Source organism: Pseudomonas sp. AU12215 (assembly GCF_001675465.2).
GTDB lineage: Bacteria > Pseudomonadota > Gammaproteobacteria > Pseudomonadales > Pseudomonadaceae > Pseudomonas > Pseudomonas nitroreducens.
The window spans coordinates 64,797-84,013 of sequence record NZ_MACM02000009.1 but is presented as its reverse complement, the minus strand read 5'-3'; the positions used below and the strand labels follow the sequence as shown (position 1 = coordinate 84,013).

The following is a 19,217-nucleotide window of genomic DNA, read 5'->3' as shown; positions in this document are numbered from 1 at the left end:
GAGGACCTTTGATCCCATGAAAATCATCAACGCCTCCCTGCGCAAGCAGACCGGCCTGTTCACCATCCGCTGCGAAGGCGACGTCATCGCCGAAGTCGTCCAGCAAGCCGGCACCCTGGCCGCCTGCAGCGACGACATCGACGCCCGTGGCAACCTGGCCATCGCCCCGCTGGTGGAGCCGCACATCCACCTCGACGCCACCCTGACCGCCGGCGAGCCGGAGTGGAACATGAGCGGCACGCTGTTCGAGGGCATCGAGCGCTGGGCCCAGCGCAAGGAAACCATTACGCACGAGGACACCAAGTCCCGCGCCCACACCACCCTCCGCATGCTGGCCGCCCATGGCATCCAGCACGTGCGCACCCACGTCGACGTGACCGATCCGACCCTGGCGGCGCTCAAGGCCATGGTGGAGGTCCGCGAAGAGGCGCGGCACCTAGTGGACCTGCAGATCGTCGCTTTCCCGCAGGAAGGCATCGAGTCCTACGAGGGCGGCCGCGAGCTGATGGAAGAGGCGATCCGCCTCGGCGCCGACGTGGTCGGCGGCATCCCGCACTTCGAAAACACCCGCGAGCAGGGCGTCAGCTCGATCAAGTTCCTCATGGACCTGGCCGAGCGCACCGGTTGCCTGGTGGACGTGCATTGCGACGAGACCGACGACCCGAACTCGCGCTTCCTCGAAGTGCTCGCCGAGGAAGCCCGCGTGCGCGGCATGGGCGGCCGCGTCACCGCCAGCCACACCACGGCCATGGGCTCCTACGACAACGCCTACTGCTCCAAGCTGTTCCGCCTGCTCAAGCGCTCGGGCATCAACTTCGTCTCCTGCCCGACCGAGAGCATCCACCTGCAGGGCCGCTTCGACACCTTCCCGAAACGTCGCGGCGTGACCCGAGTGGCCGAGATCGACCGCGCCGGCATGAATGTCTGCTTCGGCCAGGATTCGATCAAGGACCCGTGGTACCCGCTGGGCAACGGCAACATCCTGCGCGTGCTGGATGCCGGCCTGCACATCTGCCACATGATGGGCTTCGATGACCTGCAGCGCGCGCTCGACCTGGTCACCGACAACAGCGCCCGCGCGCTGAACCTGGGGGCGCGCTACGGCATCGCCGCCGGCCGTCCGGCCAACCTGCTGGTACTGGGCGTGGACAGTGATTACGAGGCGGTGCGCCAGCAGACCAAGGCGCTGTACTCGATCCGCAATGGCCGCGTGCTGATGAAGCGCGAGCCGGAGCAGGTTGAGCTGATCGAAGGCTGAAACCGGCGTAGGGCGCATAACGCCGGAGGCGTTATGCGCCATTTGGCGGATAACCCGTGCCGGGTTATCCGCCCTACGGGAGTCACAGATGCAATTCGCAGGATGGCGTGGAGCAGATCGCTCTGCTCAGGGCACCATCGCCATGCCCACGCCGAAGCGGTTCCAGGCGTTGATGGTGGCGATGGCCAGGGTCAGGTTGGCGATCTCGGCGTCGCTGAAGTGCTCGCGCAGGGCGTCGAACTGGTGCTGCGGGGCGTGCTTCTCCGGCAGGCGGGTGAGGCTTTCCACCCAGGCCAGCGCGGCGCGTTCGCGCTCGCTGAAGAAGCGGGTTTCCTCCCACACGCTCAGGGTCTGCAGCCGCGCCTCGGTCTCGCCGGCCTTGCGGGCGTCGTTGGCGTGCATGTTCACGCAGTAGGCGCAGCCGTTGATCTGCGAGGCGCGCAGGCGGATCAGTTCCAGCAGCGAGGTTTCCAGGCCGGATTTGGCCAGTGCCTGTTCCAGGCCGAGCATGGCCTTGTAGGCGTCGGGGGCGGCCTTGGCCCATTCGAGTCGTGCGCTCATGGTGGTCTCCAGTGGGGCCCGCGGTAGTGCGGGAATGGAGCTAAGGTAACGCCGACTCCCCGGCGTTCGAATAGCCAATTCCCGGCAATACCGGCAGACCAATGGAGCCAATCCCGGCTATGCGCCGGGCGCTCAGTCCCAACCCCCCGGGCACCCCTTGCAGCCCACCATGTTGCTGCCCTGGAAGTTGCCGAAGCGCTGGCGGCTGCCACGCAGGTCGGCATCTTCCAGATTCGCTTCGGCCAGCTTCACTTCCTGCAGGTTGGCGTCGCGCAGGTCGGCGCCCTTGAGGTCGGCGCGGGACAGCCAGGTCATTTCCAGGTCGGCCGCACGTAAATTGGCCTGGTGCAGCTTGCCGCCGCTCAGGCGGGCGAATTCCAGGTAGGCGGCGGTGAGGTCGGCGCCTTGCCACTGCGCGCCCTGGGCGAACAGGCCCCAGGCCTGGATGGCGACCAGCTTGGCGCCACTCAGGTCGGCGCCGCGCAGGTTGGACTGCTGCAGGCTGGCGCGGGTGAGATCTGCACCGTTCAGCTGCGCCTGTTGCAGGTTCGCCAGGTCCAGCCTGGCGTGGCGCAGGTCGGCTCCGGCAAGGTTGGCGCCGGAGAGGTTCATCCGCGTCAGGTCCTGGTTACGGAGGTCGGCACCGCGCAGGTCGGCGTTGGGACATTGGCTGTCCGGCTCGATGCGGCAGCCGGCGATGACGGTGGCCGCATCGTCGTCCACTGCCGGCGCAGGCTGGCTGGTGGCGAAGGCGAGGGCGGAGAGGGGGAAGAGCAGGCAGGCGAGCAGGCGCATGGCGATCTCCTGGCAAAAAGAAAAAGGCCCGCCCCGGGTTCGGCGCGGGCCTGTGCATCAACGGCTGGCGGTCTTGTTGTCCCAGCTGGGCAGCTTGAACACCCAGAAGGAGCCGCCCTGGGCCACCGGCTTGGTCAGCTCGGCCATGTCGCCGCCCCACAGCGGCACCGCGCCGCCATAGCCGACGGTCACACCGATGTACTGCTCGCCGTCCTGTTCCCAGGTGATGGGCGGGGAGACGATGCCGCTGCCGGTCTGGAACTGCCACAGCTCCTTGCCGGTCTTGGCGTCGAAGGCCTTGAGGAAGCCCTCGCCGGTGCCGGTGAACACCAGGTTGCCGGCGGTGGCCAGCACGCCGGCCCAGAGCGGCAGGTGGTCCTTGTATTCCCATTCCACCTTGCCGGTGGTGGGGTTCATCGCGCGCAGCGTGCCGACGTGGTCGTCATACATGCGCTTGATGCGGAAGCCCATGCCCAGGTAGGCGCTGCCCTTGGCGTAGTTCACTTCCTCGGTCCAGTAGTCCTCCTTCCAGTGGTTGGCCGGGACGTAGAACAGCCCGGTGTCCTGGCTGTAGGCCATGGGGTTCCAGTTCTTGCCGCCGAGGAACGGTGGCGAGACTTCCACGGCCTTGCCGTGCTTCTGCCCAGGCTCCGGCAGCGGCGGGCGCTGGCCTTCGTTCTCCACCGGGCGGCCGGTCTTCAGGTCGATGTGGCTGGCCCAGGTGATGTTGTCAACGAAGGGGAAGGCGTTCTGCAGCTTGCCGTTGGTCCGGTCGACCACATAGAAGAAGCCGTTGCGGTCGGCGTGGGCGGTGGCCTTGACGATCTTGCCGTCCTGGGCCTTGTAGTCGAACAGCACCAGTTCGTTGTTGCCGGAGAAGTCCCAGGCATCGTTGGGCGTGTGCTGGTAGAACCATTTCACCTCGCCGGTGCTCGGGTCGACGCCGACCTGGCCGGAGGTGTAGAGGCTGTCGTAATCGTGCGGGTTGCCGCCCTTGGCGGTGCGCGCCCAGGTATTCCACGGGCCGGGGTTGCCGGCGCCGACGATGATGGTGTTGGTCTCGGCGTCGAAACTCGCGCTCTGCCACGGGGCGCCGCCGCCATGGCTCCAGGCCTCGACCTTGCCGGTGGGGGAGTTCTTGTCCTCCGGCCAGGAGGGTGCCTTCACGTCGCCCGTGGGAGTGCTGTCCTTGCCATTGAGGCGGCCCATGTGGCCCTCGACGAAGGGCCGCATCCACACCTCTTCGCCGGTGTCCGGGTCGCGGGCGAACAGGCGGCCGACCACGCCGAACTCGTCGCCCGAGCTGCCGTGGATCAGCAGCACCTTGCCGGTCTTGCCGTCCTTCACGATGGTCGGCGCGCCGGTCATGGTGTAGCCGGCGCCGTGGTCGCCGAACTTCTTCTTCCAGACCACCTTGCCGGTCTTCTTGTTCAGCGCCACGACCGAGGCGTCGAGGGTGCCGAAGTAGATCTTGTCGCCATAGATGGCAGCGCCGCGGTTGACCACGTCGCAGCACGGGCGGATGTCGTCGGGCAGGCGGTGGTTGTAGGTCCACAGGCGCTTGCCGGTCTTCGCGTCGAGGGCGAACAGCCGCGAGTAGGAGGCGGTCACGTAGACCACGCCGTCACTGACGATGGCCTGGGATTCCTGGCCGCGCTGTTTCTCGTCGCCGAAGGAGTAGGACCAGGCCGGGGTCAGCTTGAACACGTTGTCGGCATTGACCTGCTTGAGCGGGCTCCAGCGCTGGGCATTGGTGCCCATGCCGTACTGCAGCACGTCGCCGGTGGTCTTGTGGTCGTTGGCGATGTCGTCCCAGGTCACATCCTTGGCCAGGGCGGAGCCGCCGGCGGTGAGGGCGATGGCGCAGGCGAGGCTGCTGAGGACGAGGTGCAGGGGGGCTGTTGTTGTTCTCATGGTGGGTTTCCCGTGATGGATGGCGGCAGGCCGCTGCACGTGCCGCGGCGAATCCATGGTGGGAGGAGGGCGTGGTGGCGGGGAACGGAAAAGCTCCCGGCGATGCCGGGACTATTTCCCGGTCCGGGCATGACTTGGGCTTGCTGCCAAAGCGCCGGCAGTGGCCGACCGGCGTTCTAGTACGAAGGGAGTAGACGGGAGCATCCAAAGCAGGATTCGGCCGTCGGGCGCGCGTTCTTACCATCGTCGTCACTGGCGTCTTTCCGGGCGCCGTGCCTTGCCAAGCATCTCGATGAGAGGATGAAGTGATGAACAACAAGAACGTGCTGTGCGGCCTGCTGTTGATGGCCGGCCTGGGTGTCTCGGGCCTGGCCCTGTCCCACGGCAATGTGACGCCCCAGGCAGTGGATACCACGGGGCTGGAACCATTGGGCAAGGAATGGCGCGACACCAACCCCTACCGCGAGCCCTACGCCAACCACGCCAAGGCGGTGGAGATCGGTGCTTCGGCCTACAACCAGAACTGCGCGCGCTGCCATGGCCTGGAGGCCAAGTCCGGCGGCATCGCCCCCGACCTGCGCATGCTCGACGTGGGCGCCGAGGGTGACGAGTGGTTCAAGGAGCGGGTGATCAACGGCGCGGTACGCGACGGTGCGGTGTACATGCCGAAGATGGCGGACTTCATCAGCCAGGAAGGCCTCTGGGCAATCCGCACCTACCTGGACAGCGTACACGTGGACGAGTGATCGCCATGCGCCTGTTCGCCTGGTTGTTCGGCCTCTGCCTGCTATTTGGGCAAGCGCAGGCTGGGGTACGCCCCTATGAGGACATGGTCGCCAGCGGCGTGCTGCGGGTGGCGGTGTACGAGAACTTCCCGCCCTACAGCTTCATGCAGGATGGGCAGCCGCGCGGGGTCGATATCGATCTCGCGCAGCACCTGGCCAGCGGCCTGGGCATGCGCGCGGAGTTCCTCTGGGTAACCTCCGGCGAACGTCTGGACGACGACCTGCGCAACTTCATCTGGAAAGGCCACTACCTGCGCCCCGGCGTGGTTGCCGACGTGATGCTGCGCGTGCCCTACGACCGCCAGTACGCCAACCGGCGCAACGATGTCGGCGAGTTCGCCAACGAGCAGGTGGTGATGTTCGGCCCGTACCAGCGCGAGCGCTGGCAGGTGGTCAGCGATGACCGTCGGCTGGCGGAAGTGGACACCATCGCGGCGTTCCGCGAACACCCCATCGGCGTCGAGCTGGACAGCGTGCCGTCGTTCTACCTGACCTCGGTGCTGGGCGGCCAGCTCAGCCGCATGACCATCCACTTCCCCAGCACCCAGGCGGCCTTCGACGGCATGCGCGCGGGCAAGGTGGACGCGGTGATGGCCCTGCGTGGCGAGTTGGACTGGATGCGCGGGCAAGCCGCCGACGAGCACTTGAAGAACGCCGAGAACACCTACCCCAACCTCGGCCAGCCCGAGTGGGACATCGGCATGGCGGTGCATGAAAGCAATCGCCAGCTCTCCAATGCCCTGGACGGCGAACTGGAGGAACTGGTGCGCAGCGGCGAGATGGAGAAGCTCTATGCGGCCTACGGCGTGCGTTACGAGCTGCCGGGGCTCTACCAGGACGTGCAATGAGGGAGACATGATGCGCAGGCGCCAGATGTTGCTCGGGCTGTGCGGCTTGCCGCTGCTGGCCGCGGCGGTGGAGGGCGATCCGATGCCCTCGGTGATGTGGGAGTACCACCACAAGCGCCTGCTCAATGGTGAGCCCTACGTCTTCGACGAGCGGGTCAGGCTGGGTGTGCCGCCGTTCGCCGAGGACTCTCGCCAGGTCCCGGTGGAGGTCGACGCCCGCGCCTTGCCGGGGCGCTTCGACCGACTGCTGCTATGGGCCGAGCTGAACCCGATTCCCCATGTGCTGACGCTTTACCCCGGCGTGCACCTGGAGCCGCTGCTGGCGGTGCGCATCCGTATCGAACAGGCCACGCCGATCCGCGCTGCGCTGCGGGACGAGCAGGGAGTCTGGCATGTCGGCTCGGCGTGGATCGATGCGGCCGGTGGCGGCTGCACAGCGCCCAGCGTGGTACGTGCGCAACCGGGCTGGGAGGACCGGCTCGGCCAGGTCCATGGCGAGTTCTACCCCAAAGGAGAGTACAGCCGCGTGCGCCTGTCAGTCTCGCACCCGATGGACAACGGCCTGGTCGGCGGCATCCCCGAGTTCTACCTCGATCATGCCGAACTGCGGGGGCCGGAAGGCGAGGTCTTCGCCCGACTGGACCTGTTCCCCGCGGTCAGCGAGAACCCGACCTTCACCTTCGAAGTGCGCGGCCACCCGCATACCGAGCTCTGGCTGCACGACAACAACGGCAACGAATTCCAGGCCGCTCTGCGCTGACGCCGCACTGCGCCAACGAGGTGCCCATGCGTTTCCTCCTGATCGCCCTCGCGTGCCTGTGCCTGCCGGCACTGGCCGACCTGCAGTACCACCTTCAGCCCCGGCAGATCGCCGAGGGCACCTGGGTGGTGGAAGGCAGCACCGACAACTTTGCCAAGGACAACGGTGGCGCCATCGTCAACGTCGCCTTCATCGACACCGGCGACGGCGTGCTGGTGATCGACAGCGGTCCGTCAAGGCGCTATGGCGAAACCCTGCGTGCGCTGATCCAGCAGACCACCGGCAAGCCGGTGAAACGCGTGCTGCTGACCCACCATCACCCTGACCACGTGCTGGGCAACCAGGCCTTCACTGATGTGCCCATCGGCGCGCTGGCCGGCACCAGCAAGTTGCTGAAGGAGCAGGGCAACGCCATGGCGGAGAACATGTACCGCCTGGTCGGCGACTGGATGCGTGGCACCGAGGTCGTGTTGCCCACCGAGACGGTGGAGCCCGGTGAATGGCAGATGGGCAGCCACCGCTTCCGCCTGCTGGGCTTACGCGGGCACACTGGCGCGGACCTGGCGATTCTCGACGAAACCACCGGCGTGCTGTTCGCCGGGGATATCGTCTTCTACCAGCGCGCACTGACCACGCCGAACAGTCCCGGCCTGGATGTGTGGCTCGGTGACCTCGATACCCTGCAGCAGCTGCCGTGGAAACAGATCGTCCCCGGCCATGGCCCCATCGCCACGGATGCCGCGCCGTTTGCGCAGATGCGCGACTACCTCGGCTGGCTCGACACTGTGATGCGTGACGGCATCGCCCAGGGCGCGGACATGAACGACCTGCTGCGCACGCCGATTCCGGACCGTTTCGCCGGCATCAGCCTGACGCGCTATGAGCTGATCCGCAGCGTCAGCCACCTGTATCCGCGCTATGAGCAGAAGGCTCTGCCGCGCGTCGATGAGCAATAGCCATTTCTGCGGAGGTTTCGGTGCGCGGACAGGCCCTCACCCCAGCCCTCTCCCGGAGGGAGAGGGGGCTGTCTGGAGCGGCTTTGCTGCTCGCCGCTCCGATCTGCTCTTCCTGTAGGAGCGAGCTTGCTCGCGAACCTTCCAGCAGGATGCATTCCTGTTTTCGCCCCTCGCGCCGAACGGCTCCCTCTCCCCTTGGGAGAGGGCTGGGGTGAGGGGCTCGGAACCCCGTTCAGACAACGCAGTGGCCGGGGAATCCGCTTCGCGAGCAAGCTCGCTCCTACAGGGGCAAGGCTCTCCCATCCAGCCCGTAAATGCCTCGAATTTCGCGGCTCGGCAGCCCGGTATTGCTACCAAGGAACTAGGAAATTCGGCACTGCGTTCAATTGTTGGCCTGCCGTGCCAAACCAAGAATCTGCGACAGACCGGGAAATTTTCCCGGGTACAACAACAATCGCAGAGGCGCACCGCCATGAGACAGCTTCAACCTTTCGCCCGCACCGTGCTGTTCACCGCCATCGGCCTGGCCAGCCTGGGCGCCCACGCCGGCGTCACCGACCAGGACATCAGTGATGCCGCCAAGCGCACCGACCAGATCGTGGTCAACGGCATCAACCAGCAGGGCCAGCGCTTCAGTCCGTTGAACACGCTGAACAGCGATAACGTGAAGGAGCTGCGGCCGGTGTGGGCGCTGTCCTTTGGCGGCGAGAAGCAACGCGGCCAGCAGGCGCAACCGCTGATCAAGGACGGCGTGATGTACGTCACCGCTTCCTACTCGCGGGTGTTCGCCGCCGATGCGCGCACCGGGCGCAAGCTCTGGCAGTACGACGCACGCCTGCCCGACGGCATCATGCCGTGCTGTGACGTGATCAACCGTGGTGTGGCCCTGTATGGCGACCTGGTGATCTTCGGCACCCTCGACGCCAAGCTGGTCGCCCTGAACAAGGACACCGGCAAGGTGGTATGGAAGAAGACCGTGGCCGACTACAAGGCCGGCTACTCCATCTCCGCGGCGCCGCTGATCGCCAAGGGCAAGCTGATCACCGGCGTGGCCGGCGGCGAGTTCGGCGTGGTCGGCAAGATCGAGGCCTACAACCCCACCAACGGCGAGCTGCTGTGGAGCCGTCCGACCGTGGAAGGCCACATGGGCTACGTCTACAAGGACGGCAAGCCGGTGGAGAACGGCATCTCCGGCGGCGAAGCGGGCAAGACCTGGCCGGGCGACCTGTGGAAGACCGGCGGCGCGGCGCCGTGGCTGGGCGGCTACTACGACCCGAGCACCGACTCGCTGTTCATCGGCACCGGCAACCCGTCGCCGTGGAACTCGCACCTGCGCCCTGGCGACAACCTGTTCTCCTCCTCGCGCCTGGCGCTGAACCCGGAAGACGGCTCGATCAAGTGGCACTTCCAGACCACCCCGCACGACGGCTGGGACTTCGACGGCGTGAACGAGCTGGTGTCCTTCGACTACAAGGACGGCGGCAAGACCGTGCAGGCCGCCGCCACCGCCGACCGCAACGGCTTCTTCTATGTGCTCGACCGCACCAACGGCAAGTTCATCCGTGGCTTCCCCTTCGTCGACAAGGTGACCTGGGCCAAGGGCCTGGACGAGAACGGGCGGCCGATCTACGACGACGCCCACCGCCCGGGCGCGCCGGGCGAGGGCGGCGAGAAGGGCAGCTCGGTGTTCGTCGCGCCGTCCTTCCTTGGCGGCAAGAACTGGATGCCCATGGCCTACAGCCAGGACACCGGGCTGTTCTACGTGCCGTCCAACGAGTGGGGCATGGACATGTGGAACGAGAACATCGCCTACAAGAAGGGCGCGGCCTACCTCGGCGCGGGCTTCACCATCAAGCCGCTGAACGAGAAGTACATCGGCGTGCTGCGCGCCATCGATCCGAAGACCGGCAAGCAGGTGTGGCGCTACGAGAACTACGCGCCGCTGTGGGGCGGCGTGCTGGCCACCCACGGCAACCTGGTGTTCACCGGCAACCCCGAGGGTTACCTGATGGCCTTCGACGCCAAGACCGGCAAGAAGCTCTACCAGTTCAACACCGGCTCGGGCGTGATCGCCTCGCCGATCACCTGGGAAATGGACGGCGAGCAGTACGTCACCGTGCTCTCCGGCTGGGGCGGCGCGGTGCCGCTGTGGGGCGGCGAGGTGGCCAAGCGCATCAAGGACCTGGACCAGGGCGGGATGATCTGGACCTTCAAGCTGCCGAAGGACCTGGTGGCGAAGAAATGATGTTCGCGTGATCCGAACAGGGGGCTGGCCATTGTGCCGGCCTTTTGTTTTTGACGTCGTCTGTCGACGCCGTTTGCGGGCATGGCCTGCTCCTGCACTCAAGCGCCGCAGCCGGCTCCGGTTCTGTTTTTGGCTTTGGCTCGCCAGGACTTCCAGAGAAACAGCCGCACGCTCCGATGTGCCCCTTTCAGAAGGCCTCGTTGGATCGAAGTTTCAGGGGTTGAGCGGCATGGATGCCGCGAGAGCCGCGATGGGCCAGGGATGGCCCTTCGTGGCGGGCCCCTGAAACTTCGGTTCAACGAGGGTATTTTTCGCCCCAAGCGAAAAACCGGATGTGTAAGCGCGCGCCGGTTTTGGCACCGCCACGCGCGATATTTGGCATTCGCTACGCCCGGACTTGAGCCCTGTCTTTCGCGGGAAACTTGGCACCGCGCTCACGCCTGGGCGATAAGCGCGTTGCCCTGGTCGTCGACCAGGAGCTGACCATCGACGACCAGGGCGTTATCGGGCATCGCTTCGCCGCCTTGCTCCAGCACGGCCACGCGGCTTGCCAGGTCGGCCACGCTGGCCAGCAACGCTTCCAGATGGCCGGCGGTCACTGAGGCGTATACGAACGAATCCATGGGCCAGGACTGATCTGCGGTGCCTTGTTGGCCGCGCTGCAGTACGGCGGCCCCTGCAGCGAACGTCACCCGCACTACCTCGAAAGCCTGCTGCTCCACAGGATCGAGCGAGCCTGTGATTGTGAGCAGGTACTCGCCCCCCAGGCTGGGGTCGAGCCGGGACAGGGCGGCCGAGGGAATCGGCAGGCCAGCGGCCCCGGCTAGTAGGGGGCCGGTCAGCTGAGTCAGAAAGCAGTTGATGAAACGCATGCTTGCCACCTCTTCAGTAGGGCCACTCGCCCAGGCGGTAGAGGTTCAAGGTGCCGCCCGTGCGAATCACGCGGTACAGCGCCTCGCCCTTGCCGACCTCGATCCGCACGTTACCGTCCTCGTGAGCGCTGGTCACAAGGGTGGATGCATCCGGCGCCCATATGCTTTGCAGTGCATCTCCTTGCCCCTGGATCAGCAGGTGCCGACCGTCCGGATCGATATTGGCCCCAGTCAGCAGCAGGTCAAATGCCTTGAGGTCAGGAACACCCAGAGTCGCCCCACCTGCAATACCAGCAAAGTCGACCTGGACGGCCGCCTGGCCGGCGTACTGGAAGCCGGAAGCCGCCAGTATGGGCAAGACGTCACCCCCGGCCCCGCCACCCCCGCCAGACGCTCCGGTGGCCAGCGCCTCGCCCCAGTCCGCAGCGGACTCCCGTCCCGTAGCGATGTAGGTCTTGCGGCCAGTGGTATCGATGTAGTGCGCGCCTACCGCAGGCGGCGCCATTGTGGGGGCGCCTTCGCCTTTGATGAGGTGCTCAATGGTTGCCATGCTGTCTCTCCTTCATAGGTGTTTTCGGTCTAAACCCAGCCGAAGCCGGCCACGTCCAGGCGGTGGCGGCAGACTTCGTGGGTGATGGGGTTCCAGGCGGCCTTGGTCGCCTGCTCGACATAGACGGACCGCCAGGCCAGGTTTTCGTACACGCCAGGCCGAGGCGGGGTATCGGGAACAGTGAGCGTGACGCCCGGAGAGATGAGGCCGGACGGTGACACCAGCTGTCCGTACTGGACCTGATACGGGCCGCGCTTTGCGGCTTTGTTGAGGCGTTCTAGCTGCCCAAGCGTGACCAGCTTGTTGCTGCAGAACAGCACACTGTGATCGAGCGTACTCATCTGCCAATACCCATTGACCAGGCTGTAGCACGGCGTGTCGTTGGTCAGCTGGTAGCCCCAGTGGAGCGCCCCGCCCAGGATGCCGGGGCTAGATGACGAGGTGGTCTCGAACTCTTCGCCGCCCTGGTAGACCGTGGAAGTCTGGGCGTCGATGGTCTGTGCGGGATCGCTGGGGAAGAAGCGCCCGTCCATGGTCGATAAGCGGCGCAGCGTAGTGACCTGCTCGCCGCCGTCCGGCGCGTAGAGCCGGAGGGTGTAGGTGGCGTCTTCCACGCGGCGAGCGTGGAAGTCGATGATGCGACTATCGACGTTGTAGGTCTCCGTCCGCTCGCACTGGCCTGTGGCCGAGGAATACACGTAGGTGTCACGGGTGCGCCACTCGCCGGAGGATGCGTCATTCGTCGTGGACGTGGCCGTTAACACGGCCATGGAGTCGAAGCGCACTTCTTTGACCGCACCGCCTTCGAACCAGGCCGCCGCCAAGGCGCCTTTCTGGCCCCAGGTGGCGGAATCCGTGCCGACATAGGCCTGGAAGAGGCCCGTGGTGTTCTCAACGATAGCGCCCGGCGTCACGTACTCCGTCACGCCACACACGGGCTCCGGCTGCACCTCGCTGACCTTCTCTCGTGGCGCAAAGTCGAACGTGGCCAGGCGCATTCCCCCGGAGTACTCATGTACCAGTTCACCCAACGCCGAGCGTCGATCGTGCAGGACGGAGACATTGACCGAGGGTGCGGCGAGCGGCCCGGAAATATCGATTCGCAGCAGGCCGGCGAGATTGTGGCCACCATCGTTTGGAAAAGGCAGGTTATAGACCGCCGCGAACGCCGCCAGAGCGCTACGGCCATCCGGGGTGAAGTCGTAGACTCCGGGCGGCCCGATGACTGCCTTTTGAGCGCTGGGGCTTTCAACTCGCGTGGTGAAAACGTCCGGTTGCCCCGCGCCCTGGCCGTAGTCCGCAGGAGGCAGCGTGACCTCTACCGGATCGATGGGGGCAGCCCCGATGATGGTCCGCCTGAAGGTGAATCGCAGCGTAAACTGAGCGCTTCCCGCAGCCTGGCTGGCGTGCAATCGGACCCAGGCCACGCCGTCATCGAGCAGCACCGGCCAGCTGCCAGAGCCCGCCAATCCCGCCATATCAATCCGGCCGTAGACTTGGCCGACGCCTACGCCGCGGTTGCGCAGGATGGCGCGCCCCCACCAGGCCATGCCCTGCTCGATCTCGTCAGGCGTTGCCTCGCGGTCGGGCAAGCCGATATCCCACAGGTACGACCAGTGGCCGCCCTGCATCGAGCTGATGGAAGTACTCGGCGGGGTGTGGGTCTTTCCGTTGGGGAGCTGGATGTAGGAGTCGCCGCTTTGTGGCTCCAGGATGAGGCCATGCCACGGCCAGCCCCAGGTGGCGAGGTTGCGCGGGATCGGCGGCCGGAACTCCATCACAGCGGCTCCTGCTGGTAGATGAAGGCGACGTCATCGCCGTTGGCATCGCGGAGCACGATCTTCTTAATCGGCTGCTCCAGGAAGACAAACAGGCCGTCACTGGTGGGGACGTTGCGGTACTCGTGGTATTCGCGCAGGTCCACATTGACCTCCTGTAGGGGGCCAGCAATGCCGCCACCCGAAGCCGTGGCCTTCGCCTGGTAGTCCGCGCGGCCGCGCTGCGCCGGCAAGGCGCCCTTGGGTGGAATCTCGGACAGACCCTTTTCGGAGCGCGCCGGGGCGACCAGGCTCCGCAGGTCCTGGACGAAGGTGGCACTCGATGCACCGCGTTGATCATTCGCCATGGCTACAGCTCCAGGAGGTCATTAGGAATGCCGACCTCGAAGGTCGCCTGCAGGTCGACCTTTCGCTCATCGCGCAGATCGGCACTGATCTCCGAGGCGGTGATGGTCATCCGGCGCGGAAACTCTTCCAGGCTGGGGTTGATGTCGTCGTCGCGGTCGTCGTAGTTGCCCGCGAAGCCGTCCAGTTCGTCGTTGTAGAGAGGGCTCTCATTTCGCATACCGAGCTGGGTCGCCAGTGCCGGGTGGCCCACGCTGCCAGAGGCTGCATCGACGACGGGCTTTGGTGGCGGAATCAACGGAGTCGACACGCCACCGCCTTGCATCGACGCGATGGTCAGCGTGGTGATGGCGGTGCCGGCGTCGAAGTCCATCTCATCCATGATCCGCCGCAGCTTGCCGCGTGCGCGCAACTGGTCAGCCAGTTCCAGGGTATTAACCAGATCAGCGCCAATTGCCATGGGAGTCGGTACTTGCCAGCTCACGCTCGTCCCTCGGTGGCCACTGACGACGGACGTGGCGGCGCGGTGCAGGCTGCATTCGAAGGCGGCAGCGCGGCGGGCGTCGTCGCGCAGATCGGTTGCGCCGGCATTGCCGGCCAGCGGCTGGTCTTCTTCCCAGGTCTCGGTGCGCTTGTCCTCAATCTCGAAGGACACGCTCTCCCGGCCGATCACCCGGCGATTCTCGGCACCGTATAACCCCACGGCAGTGCCAATCAAAACGCTACATTGCTCGGTGATCGGCTGGACCCAACGGCGGGCGCCCGACCAATCGGCGTTGAGCAGCAAGTCAGGATAACGGTTGATCCACGGCTGACCGTTGCCGCAGGGGTCGCCGCTGGACGCTGGAACGCGGCCGTAGGCGCTGCCCGGCAAGAGCTTCATGCCCGCGCCCTCGGTCGCCTGCTCGATCATGGCGACGTCGGGCAGATCAGTGGACTCGCTACGCCAGGAGCAAAAGCCCTGGATGCCCTCGTGACCGCCTGCGCCAGGGTGTGCCCAGCCGTAGTGGTCATTACGTTGCCACAGGCGGCTGTAGCGGTAGTCCACGTCCAGTTCGATGCGGTTCGTGGCGTTCTGCGTCTGGGCCAACTCGACGCCGACGCTCTGATAGAGGGTGCTGCCGGGCTGATAGATCAGCGCGGGAGCCTTGGCGTACCAGCTGGACGCACGGATGACACCGAAGGGGCTCGCGTCGAGCGAGGCCGGCAGCGTGCTCAGACGCTCACCGGCATACTCCCAACGGCTGCGACCTTCGACCGCCTCGAATACATCCGCCGACCAGTACCCGCCCACCAGGGCATCGATAGCGGCAACGTCCATGGCTTCGACTCGCTGCTGGAGGTTGTCGCTGCAGGTGATCTCCATGACCCGGTTGACGGCGCTCCAGCGCGGCTCGACGACAATGCCAGTGAATCGGCGCGACTGGGTGGTGACGCCGCCCGTTTCGCTGATGAAGTCGATGGACACTGGCAGGCTCGCCAGGTCGGTCGCCACCTGCAGCTCGGGCGGATAGAACAGGGAGAAGGTGGACACCGCCGCCGCGCCTTCTTCCCGGTCAATCTGCATACGACCCGTAAGCCGCGCCGCCACCTGGATGCCGTCGACCAGGACGGAGACGGACCAGCGATAGGCATAGCCCGAGGTCGGCACCTCGAAGCCTTGCGGCGGCGCTGGTGGCTCGACCGCCACGGGCGCCGAACTGAGGCGCCTGGTGGAGTTGAGCGGGGCGCTGTTGAGAGGGGCACCGTTGAGCATCAGATTTCCTCTGCGCTCAGCGACCAGTCATACAGGCCGGTCCCTTCGTCAAACTCGCTGCTGAGTGGCGAGGCCAGCACCACCAGGCGCGGCAGCCATTGGATGCGGTAGGCGGTTGCGCCGGCCACGTCCTGCAGCTCGGCGGCGTCGCCCTGCATCTGCACCAGGACGTCGATCCACTGATCACGCACCAGCGCCCATCCCCACGGCGCCACGTCGGGGCGGCGTTGCTCCGCAGGGGGCAGCGAGAATTGCCGGCCAGTGCCAATCATTGCGCGAGGCTTCACGCACAGCAGCTCCAGCGGCTGGGCGTAATCCAGGGCGTCCAGGGCGGGATCAAGGTAGCCAGTGCCGCTGACGGTGGTCGCCGTGCGGCTCCAGTTGGTCATTTTGATACCCGTGCCGCCTGACAGCCGCAGCACGCTACTGCCGCCGATGGGCTCATAACGCTGGCGGATCGGGCCGACGCCGGCATGCTGGATAATAGAGACGCCGCCGAGCACCAGGGGCGTGGGTGCGTTATCCATTCGGACCTCCAAACTTGATGCTCGCCCGGCGCATGTCACGCTCGAAGCGCTGGGCTTCGGCCGGTGCCGCCTGCATGGCGTAGGAACCGCCCCAGGGCATGGACAGGTTCAACGGCTGGCGCTCGCCCACCTGGTCGAGCTGCGGCAATTGCGGGATGTAGGGCACCAGGTCAGCGCGGCCAGGCAGTTCGCCCGTGCGGTTCATGTGCTCCAGGTTCATTGCCCCGAGGCGTTGGGCGGCTCGGGCCTGCAGCATGTACTCCCCGCGCGAGGCGTTCACTCGGATGCTGTCGCTGGTGTTGCTGCCGGGACCATCGATCCAGCCACCGGCCGCGCGATTGACACCGCCGTCCAGGTCCTTAAATACCTTGGTCGCATCCTTCTCGCTGCTGGCGACGTTCGGGTCAGCGCCGACGTAGTTGATCGGGATAACCATGTACGCCTTGAGGCGCTCGGCCAGGGCCAGGGCCTGGCTTTCCAGCGCCTGGATACTCTGTTCGTCGCCGGTGAACTCGATGTTCACGCGCTTCATCGCCTCGGCCTTGGCGATGATTTCGTCCATGTCGGCCTTGATGACTGCGAGCCTGGCCTTCTCGTTGCCTTCGATGTTCGTCGCGGCCTTGTTGGCGATGGTGCCCAGCTCGTCGGCGATGCCCTCCAGTCCATAGCCGTTCTCGCCCGCTTCCTTGAGTTCGCGCAGAACTTTCGCCGCCTCCCGCGCCTGGCGCAGGGCGCCCTCGTTGTCACCTTTCTGCAGCGATTGGCGGGCCTTCGACTGAAGCGCGTAGACATCGCCAAGCGAGGCTTGCCCGGCCGGGGCAGTACGCATGTCCTTGGCAAGGTCAGCGAACTCTTTGGCCACCGTTTCGCGCTGTTTCTTCGCGGTTTCCAGGCGCTTGGCAGCAGCCTCGTACATGCGCATTTCAGTGGCCAGCGCGGTCTGGAGTTTGGCTAGGTTGTCCACCCTGATCTTGTTCATGTTGTCGGTGTGGCGCTTCTCGGCCGCTTCCTGGGCCTCGGCTGCTGCAGCCTGGTCAGCTGTCATCTGCTGCAGCGCCTCGCGGTACTCGCGAGCACGCTTGGCTGCAGCCAGGGCCTCATTGCTCACCGGAGCGGTAGGGCCGTCGCGCTGCATATCGCGCCGACTAGTTAGCTCAGACTGCTTGCGGTAGTGCTCTTCTGCCAGGCGCAGCGATTCGGCGTAGGTCTTGCGCTGCTCGTCATTCATCCGGGCCAACGCCTGGGTCGGCTGAATCACCACGTCGGCGTATTTGGTCGTCGCCGTGATCGTGTCGTTGAGCGACTTCTCGTAGTCCTGCTGGCTCTTGGTGAGTTCCTGGTTCTGCTTGTATAGGTCATACAGCTCCATGAGATTGCTGCCCGTCCAGGCAACCACGCCCAGGGCGAGCGACCCCTTAGCTAGGGAAGCCCAGCCCGCGACAGTCTTCAGCGAGGCAGCCAGGGTGCCAAGCTGGCCAATCAGCGACGAGATACCTGGACCTGCACCAGGTAGAGCCGTGAGAGCTGCCTTGAGCATGATCAGGGGGTCTTTCATAGCAGTCGCGACTTTGGCGCCAGCGAACAACGCGGCTCCCACAAGACCAAGGCTTAGGATCGTCACTTGCATTGACTTTGGTAGCTCACCAAATAGCGCGAGAATCTTCGTGCCAAAGTCCAGAACTGGAGCGAATGCCTCAGCGGCCTCGCCGAGCTGGAGCTTGAATTCCCGCCAAGAGGCATTGAAGCGATCCAGCTCAGCCTGCGGCGTGTCGGACATCTTGGCGTAAGCTGCCTCCATGGAACCGCCAGCCTCGCCCATGGCCGTCACTTCAGTGCGCATCTCTTTGATGTACTGGGTGAGGCTCAGCACAGCGGTACGTGCCTCGACATCCGGAATGATCTGGCGCATCGCGTCAAGGCCGAGCTTCCTGGAGGCAATGTCTTCCAGGGTGGCGGTAAGCCCCTTCCAGGAGATGCCCATCTCGGCCATCTTCTTCTGCGCATCTGGCGTCGGCGCGGCCAGGGCGTTGATGGCCCCCTTCAATGCGGTGGTGGCCTGCGGCGTCTTGATGCCCGCAATGGTCATCCGAGCGATAGCCGCCGCAACCTCATCGAAGCCAACGCCAGCGGCTTTGGCCGTGGGCAGTACGTCACCAATGAACTGGGCCAGCTCGGGGAAGGTGGTCACGCCATCCTTGACCGCCAGAAACATTTGGTCGTAGCGGAGCCCAAGGTTCTCGATGCCCTCACCGTAGGCGTTGACGATGGCCAGACCACCCGCCGCAGCGGTGCCAGTCTCAGTCATCCCCGCAATGGCCGCCTTGATGGACAGCTCCAGGACTTTGATGCCGTTGTCCTCGGAGACGCCAGACGACAGGATGTCGTTGAGAGCCTCGGCCGACTCGGTGGCATCGCGACCATAGGCGACAGCCAGATCCCGCACGTCCTTGGACATTTCCTTGAGCTCGGGGCGTGTCAGGTTGGTGATGGAGTCAACCGCCGCCATCGCCTGGGCAAACTTGGCATAGAACTCCAGGAGCTGCGCTCCGCCATAGACCAGTGCGCCTAAGCCAGCCACAGCTAGGCCGGCTTCGATCTGCACCTGGCGCAGCGATCCTGCCCAGCCCGTCGTTTCTTGAGTCAGTTGAGCTGTCTTTTCGCGAAGGTTGATCTGCGCCTGAGCCAATTCAACGGTCGACAGCTGTCCATCGCGCTGCAGGAGCGTGTACTGCTGCCGGAGCTTCTCAATCTCGGCACGGACTTCCCGATGGGGACGAACGCCTAGGGCCTGGCGAGCCCCCGCAATCCTCGCCTGCTGATCGGCCGCCGCGCTGGCCTGTGCCAAATCTTCCGAGAGGCGTTTCTGCTCGTTGCTCAGATAGTTGGTGTCAACGCCTGCAGACTTGAGCGAGGCGGACAGCTGGGCGAGCTGCGACTTTTGACCGCTGATCGCTTGTTCAAGCGTCTTGGCCTCCGTCGTCGCCGCTCGATAGGCCATCTGCTGGGCCTTGGTGGGCTTCTCGGAGGCGATCAGTTCGTTAGCAAGATCACGCACGCGATCCCGAACGTCGTTGAGCTGCTTGCTGTTCTCGACTAGGCTCGCCTGTAAATCGCGCACGGACGCGATCTGATTCAGTGGGCGCTGCAGCTGCTCCACCAGGGCTGAGTAGCCGGCCTTGAACTGCTGCAGTTCATTGCGGCCCTGACTGGCATCGACACTTACTGAGAGACGGACATCAGTCATGAAGGTTTACCACCTAGTAATTC

General features: G+C 65.4%; 16 protein-coding genes. 6 read left to right on the top strand and 10 right to left on the bottom strand.

The features are described from left to right. The first annotated feature begins 16 nt into the window (after nucleotides 1-16). Nucleotides 17-1,258, top strand: coding sequence for a cytosine deaminase (codA, locus tag A9513_RS03740; protein WP_065084010.1), 1,242 nt, complete (start codon nucleotides 17-19; stop codon nucleotides 1,256-1,258). A gap of 126 nt (nucleotides 1,259-1,384) precedes the next feature. Here codA and A9513_RS03735 read toward each other — a convergent pair whose 3' ends face one another. The 3 genes from A9513_RS03735 to exaA all read right to left on the bottom strand — a co-directional run bounded on the left by A9513_RS03735 (nucleotide 1,385) and on the right by exaA (nucleotide 4,528). Next, the gene (locus A9513_RS03735; protein ID WP_038803200.1) at nucleotides 1,385-1,819 is read right to left on the bottom strand and encodes a carboxymuconolactone decarboxylase family protein; all 435 of its coding nucleotides are present in this window, start codon (nucleotides 1,817-1,819) and stop codon (nucleotides 1,385-1,387) included. 132 nt (nucleotides 1,820-1,951) lie between these two features. Continuing rightward, on the bottom strand, nucleotides 1,952-2,614 hold the full coding sequence (locus tag A9513_RS03730; protein ID WP_065084009.1) for a pentapeptide repeat-containing protein: 663 nt from the start codon (nucleotides 2,612-2,614) through the stop codon (nucleotides 1,952-1,954). Nucleotides 2,615-2,671: 57 nt separating this feature from the next. Next, entirely contained in the window at nucleotides 2,672-4,528 is a 1,857-nt protein-coding gene (gene exaA / locus A9513_RS03725; RefSeq protein WP_024762483.1) for a quinoprotein ethanol dehydrogenase, read from the bottom strand. Between the two features lie 308 nt (nucleotides 4,529-4,836). Here exaA and pedF point away from each other — a divergent pair, with 308 nt between their 5' ends. From pedF to A9513_RS03700, 5 genes are all read left to right on the top strand, one after another. Next, nucleotides 4,837-5,274, top strand: coding sequence for a cytochrome c-550 PedF (gene pedF / locus A9513_RS03720; RefSeq protein WP_024762484.1), 438 nt, complete (start codon nucleotides 4,837-4,839; stop codon nucleotides 5,272-5,274). A gap of 5 nt (nucleotides 5,275-5,279) precedes the next feature. Continuing rightward, the gene (locus A9513_RS03715; RefSeq protein WP_065084008.1) at nucleotides 5,280-6,161 is read left to right on the top strand and encodes an ABC transporter substrate-binding protein; all 882 of its coding nucleotides are present in this window, start codon (nucleotides 5,280-5,282) and stop codon (nucleotides 6,159-6,161) included. 25 nt (nucleotides 6,162-6,186) lie between these two features. Next, on the top strand, nucleotides 6,187-6,921 hold the full coding sequence (locus A9513_RS03710; RefSeq protein ID WP_255302815.1) for a quinoprotein dehydrogenase-associated SoxYZ-like carrier: 735 nt from the start codon (nucleotides 6,187-6,189) through the stop codon (nucleotides 6,919-6,921). A gap of 26 nt (nucleotides 6,922-6,947) precedes the next feature. Next, entirely contained in the window at nucleotides 6,948-7,877 is a 930-nt protein-coding gene (locus tag A9513_RS03705) for a quinoprotein relay system zinc metallohydrolase 1 (RefSeq protein ID WP_024762487.1), read from the top strand. A gap of 472 nt (nucleotides 7,878-8,349) precedes the next feature. Continuing rightward, complete coding sequence (locus A9513_RS03700; protein WP_065084007.1) at nucleotides 8,350-10,122, top strand: methanol/ethanol family PQQ-dependent dehydrogenase; 1,773 nt, start codon at nucleotides 8,350-8,352, stop codon at nucleotides 10,120-10,122. A gap of 434 nt (nucleotides 10,123-10,556) precedes the next feature. On the opposite strand, the gene A9513_RS03695 is transcribed toward A9513_RS03700, so the two are convergent. The 7 genes from A9513_RS03695 to A9513_RS03665 are packed head-to-tail and all read right to left on the bottom strand — an operon-like array spanning nucleotide 10,557 to nucleotide 19,194. Continuing rightward, the gene (locus A9513_RS03695) at nucleotides 10,557-10,994 is read right to left on the bottom strand and encodes a hypothetical protein (protein WP_065084006.1); all 438 of its coding nucleotides are present in this window, start codon (nucleotides 10,992-10,994) and stop codon (nucleotides 10,557-10,559) included. Between the two features lie 13 nt (nucleotides 10,995-11,007). After that, the gene (locus A9513_RS03690) at nucleotides 11,008-11,544 is read right to left on the bottom strand and encodes a hypothetical protein (RefSeq protein ID WP_065084005.1); all 537 of its coding nucleotides are present in this window, start codon (nucleotides 11,542-11,544) and stop codon (nucleotides 11,008-11,010) included. Nucleotides 11,545-11,573: 29 nt separating this feature from the next. Beyond that, a complete protein-coding gene (locus tag A9513_RS03685) occupies nucleotides 11,574-13,322 on the bottom strand; it encodes a hypothetical protein (protein ID WP_065084004.1) in 1,749 nt (582 codons plus the stop codon). Next, nucleotides 13,322-13,669, bottom strand: coding sequence for a hypothetical protein (locus A9513_RS03680; protein ID WP_065084003.1), 348 nt, complete (start codon nucleotides 13,667-13,669; stop codon nucleotides 13,322-13,324). Before A9513_RS03680 ends, A9513_RS03685 begins: the two co-directional genes overlap by 1 nt. A gap of 2 nt (nucleotides 13,670-13,671) precedes the next feature. Beyond that, nucleotides 13,672-15,423, bottom strand: a complete 1,752-nt coding sequence (locus tag A9513_RS03675) for a hypothetical protein (protein WP_065084002.1) — start codon at nucleotides 15,421-15,423, stop codon at nucleotides 13,672-13,674. Next, nucleotides 15,423-15,950, bottom strand: a complete 528-nt coding sequence (locus A9513_RS03670; protein WP_065084001.1) for a hypothetical protein — start codon at nucleotides 15,948-15,950, stop codon at nucleotides 15,423-15,425. Before A9513_RS03670 ends, A9513_RS03675 begins: the two co-directional genes overlap by 1 nt. Continuing rightward, nucleotides 15,943-19,194 (bottom strand): phage tail tape measure protein, encoded by a 3,252-nt coding sequence (locus A9513_RS03665; protein ID WP_065084000.1) that lies wholly within the window; start codon nucleotides 19,192-19,194, stop codon nucleotides 15,943-15,945. The genes A9513_RS03670 and A9513_RS03665 overlap by 8 nt, the downstream gene beginning before the upstream one ends. Nucleotides 19,195-19,217: the final 23 nt, after the last annotated feature.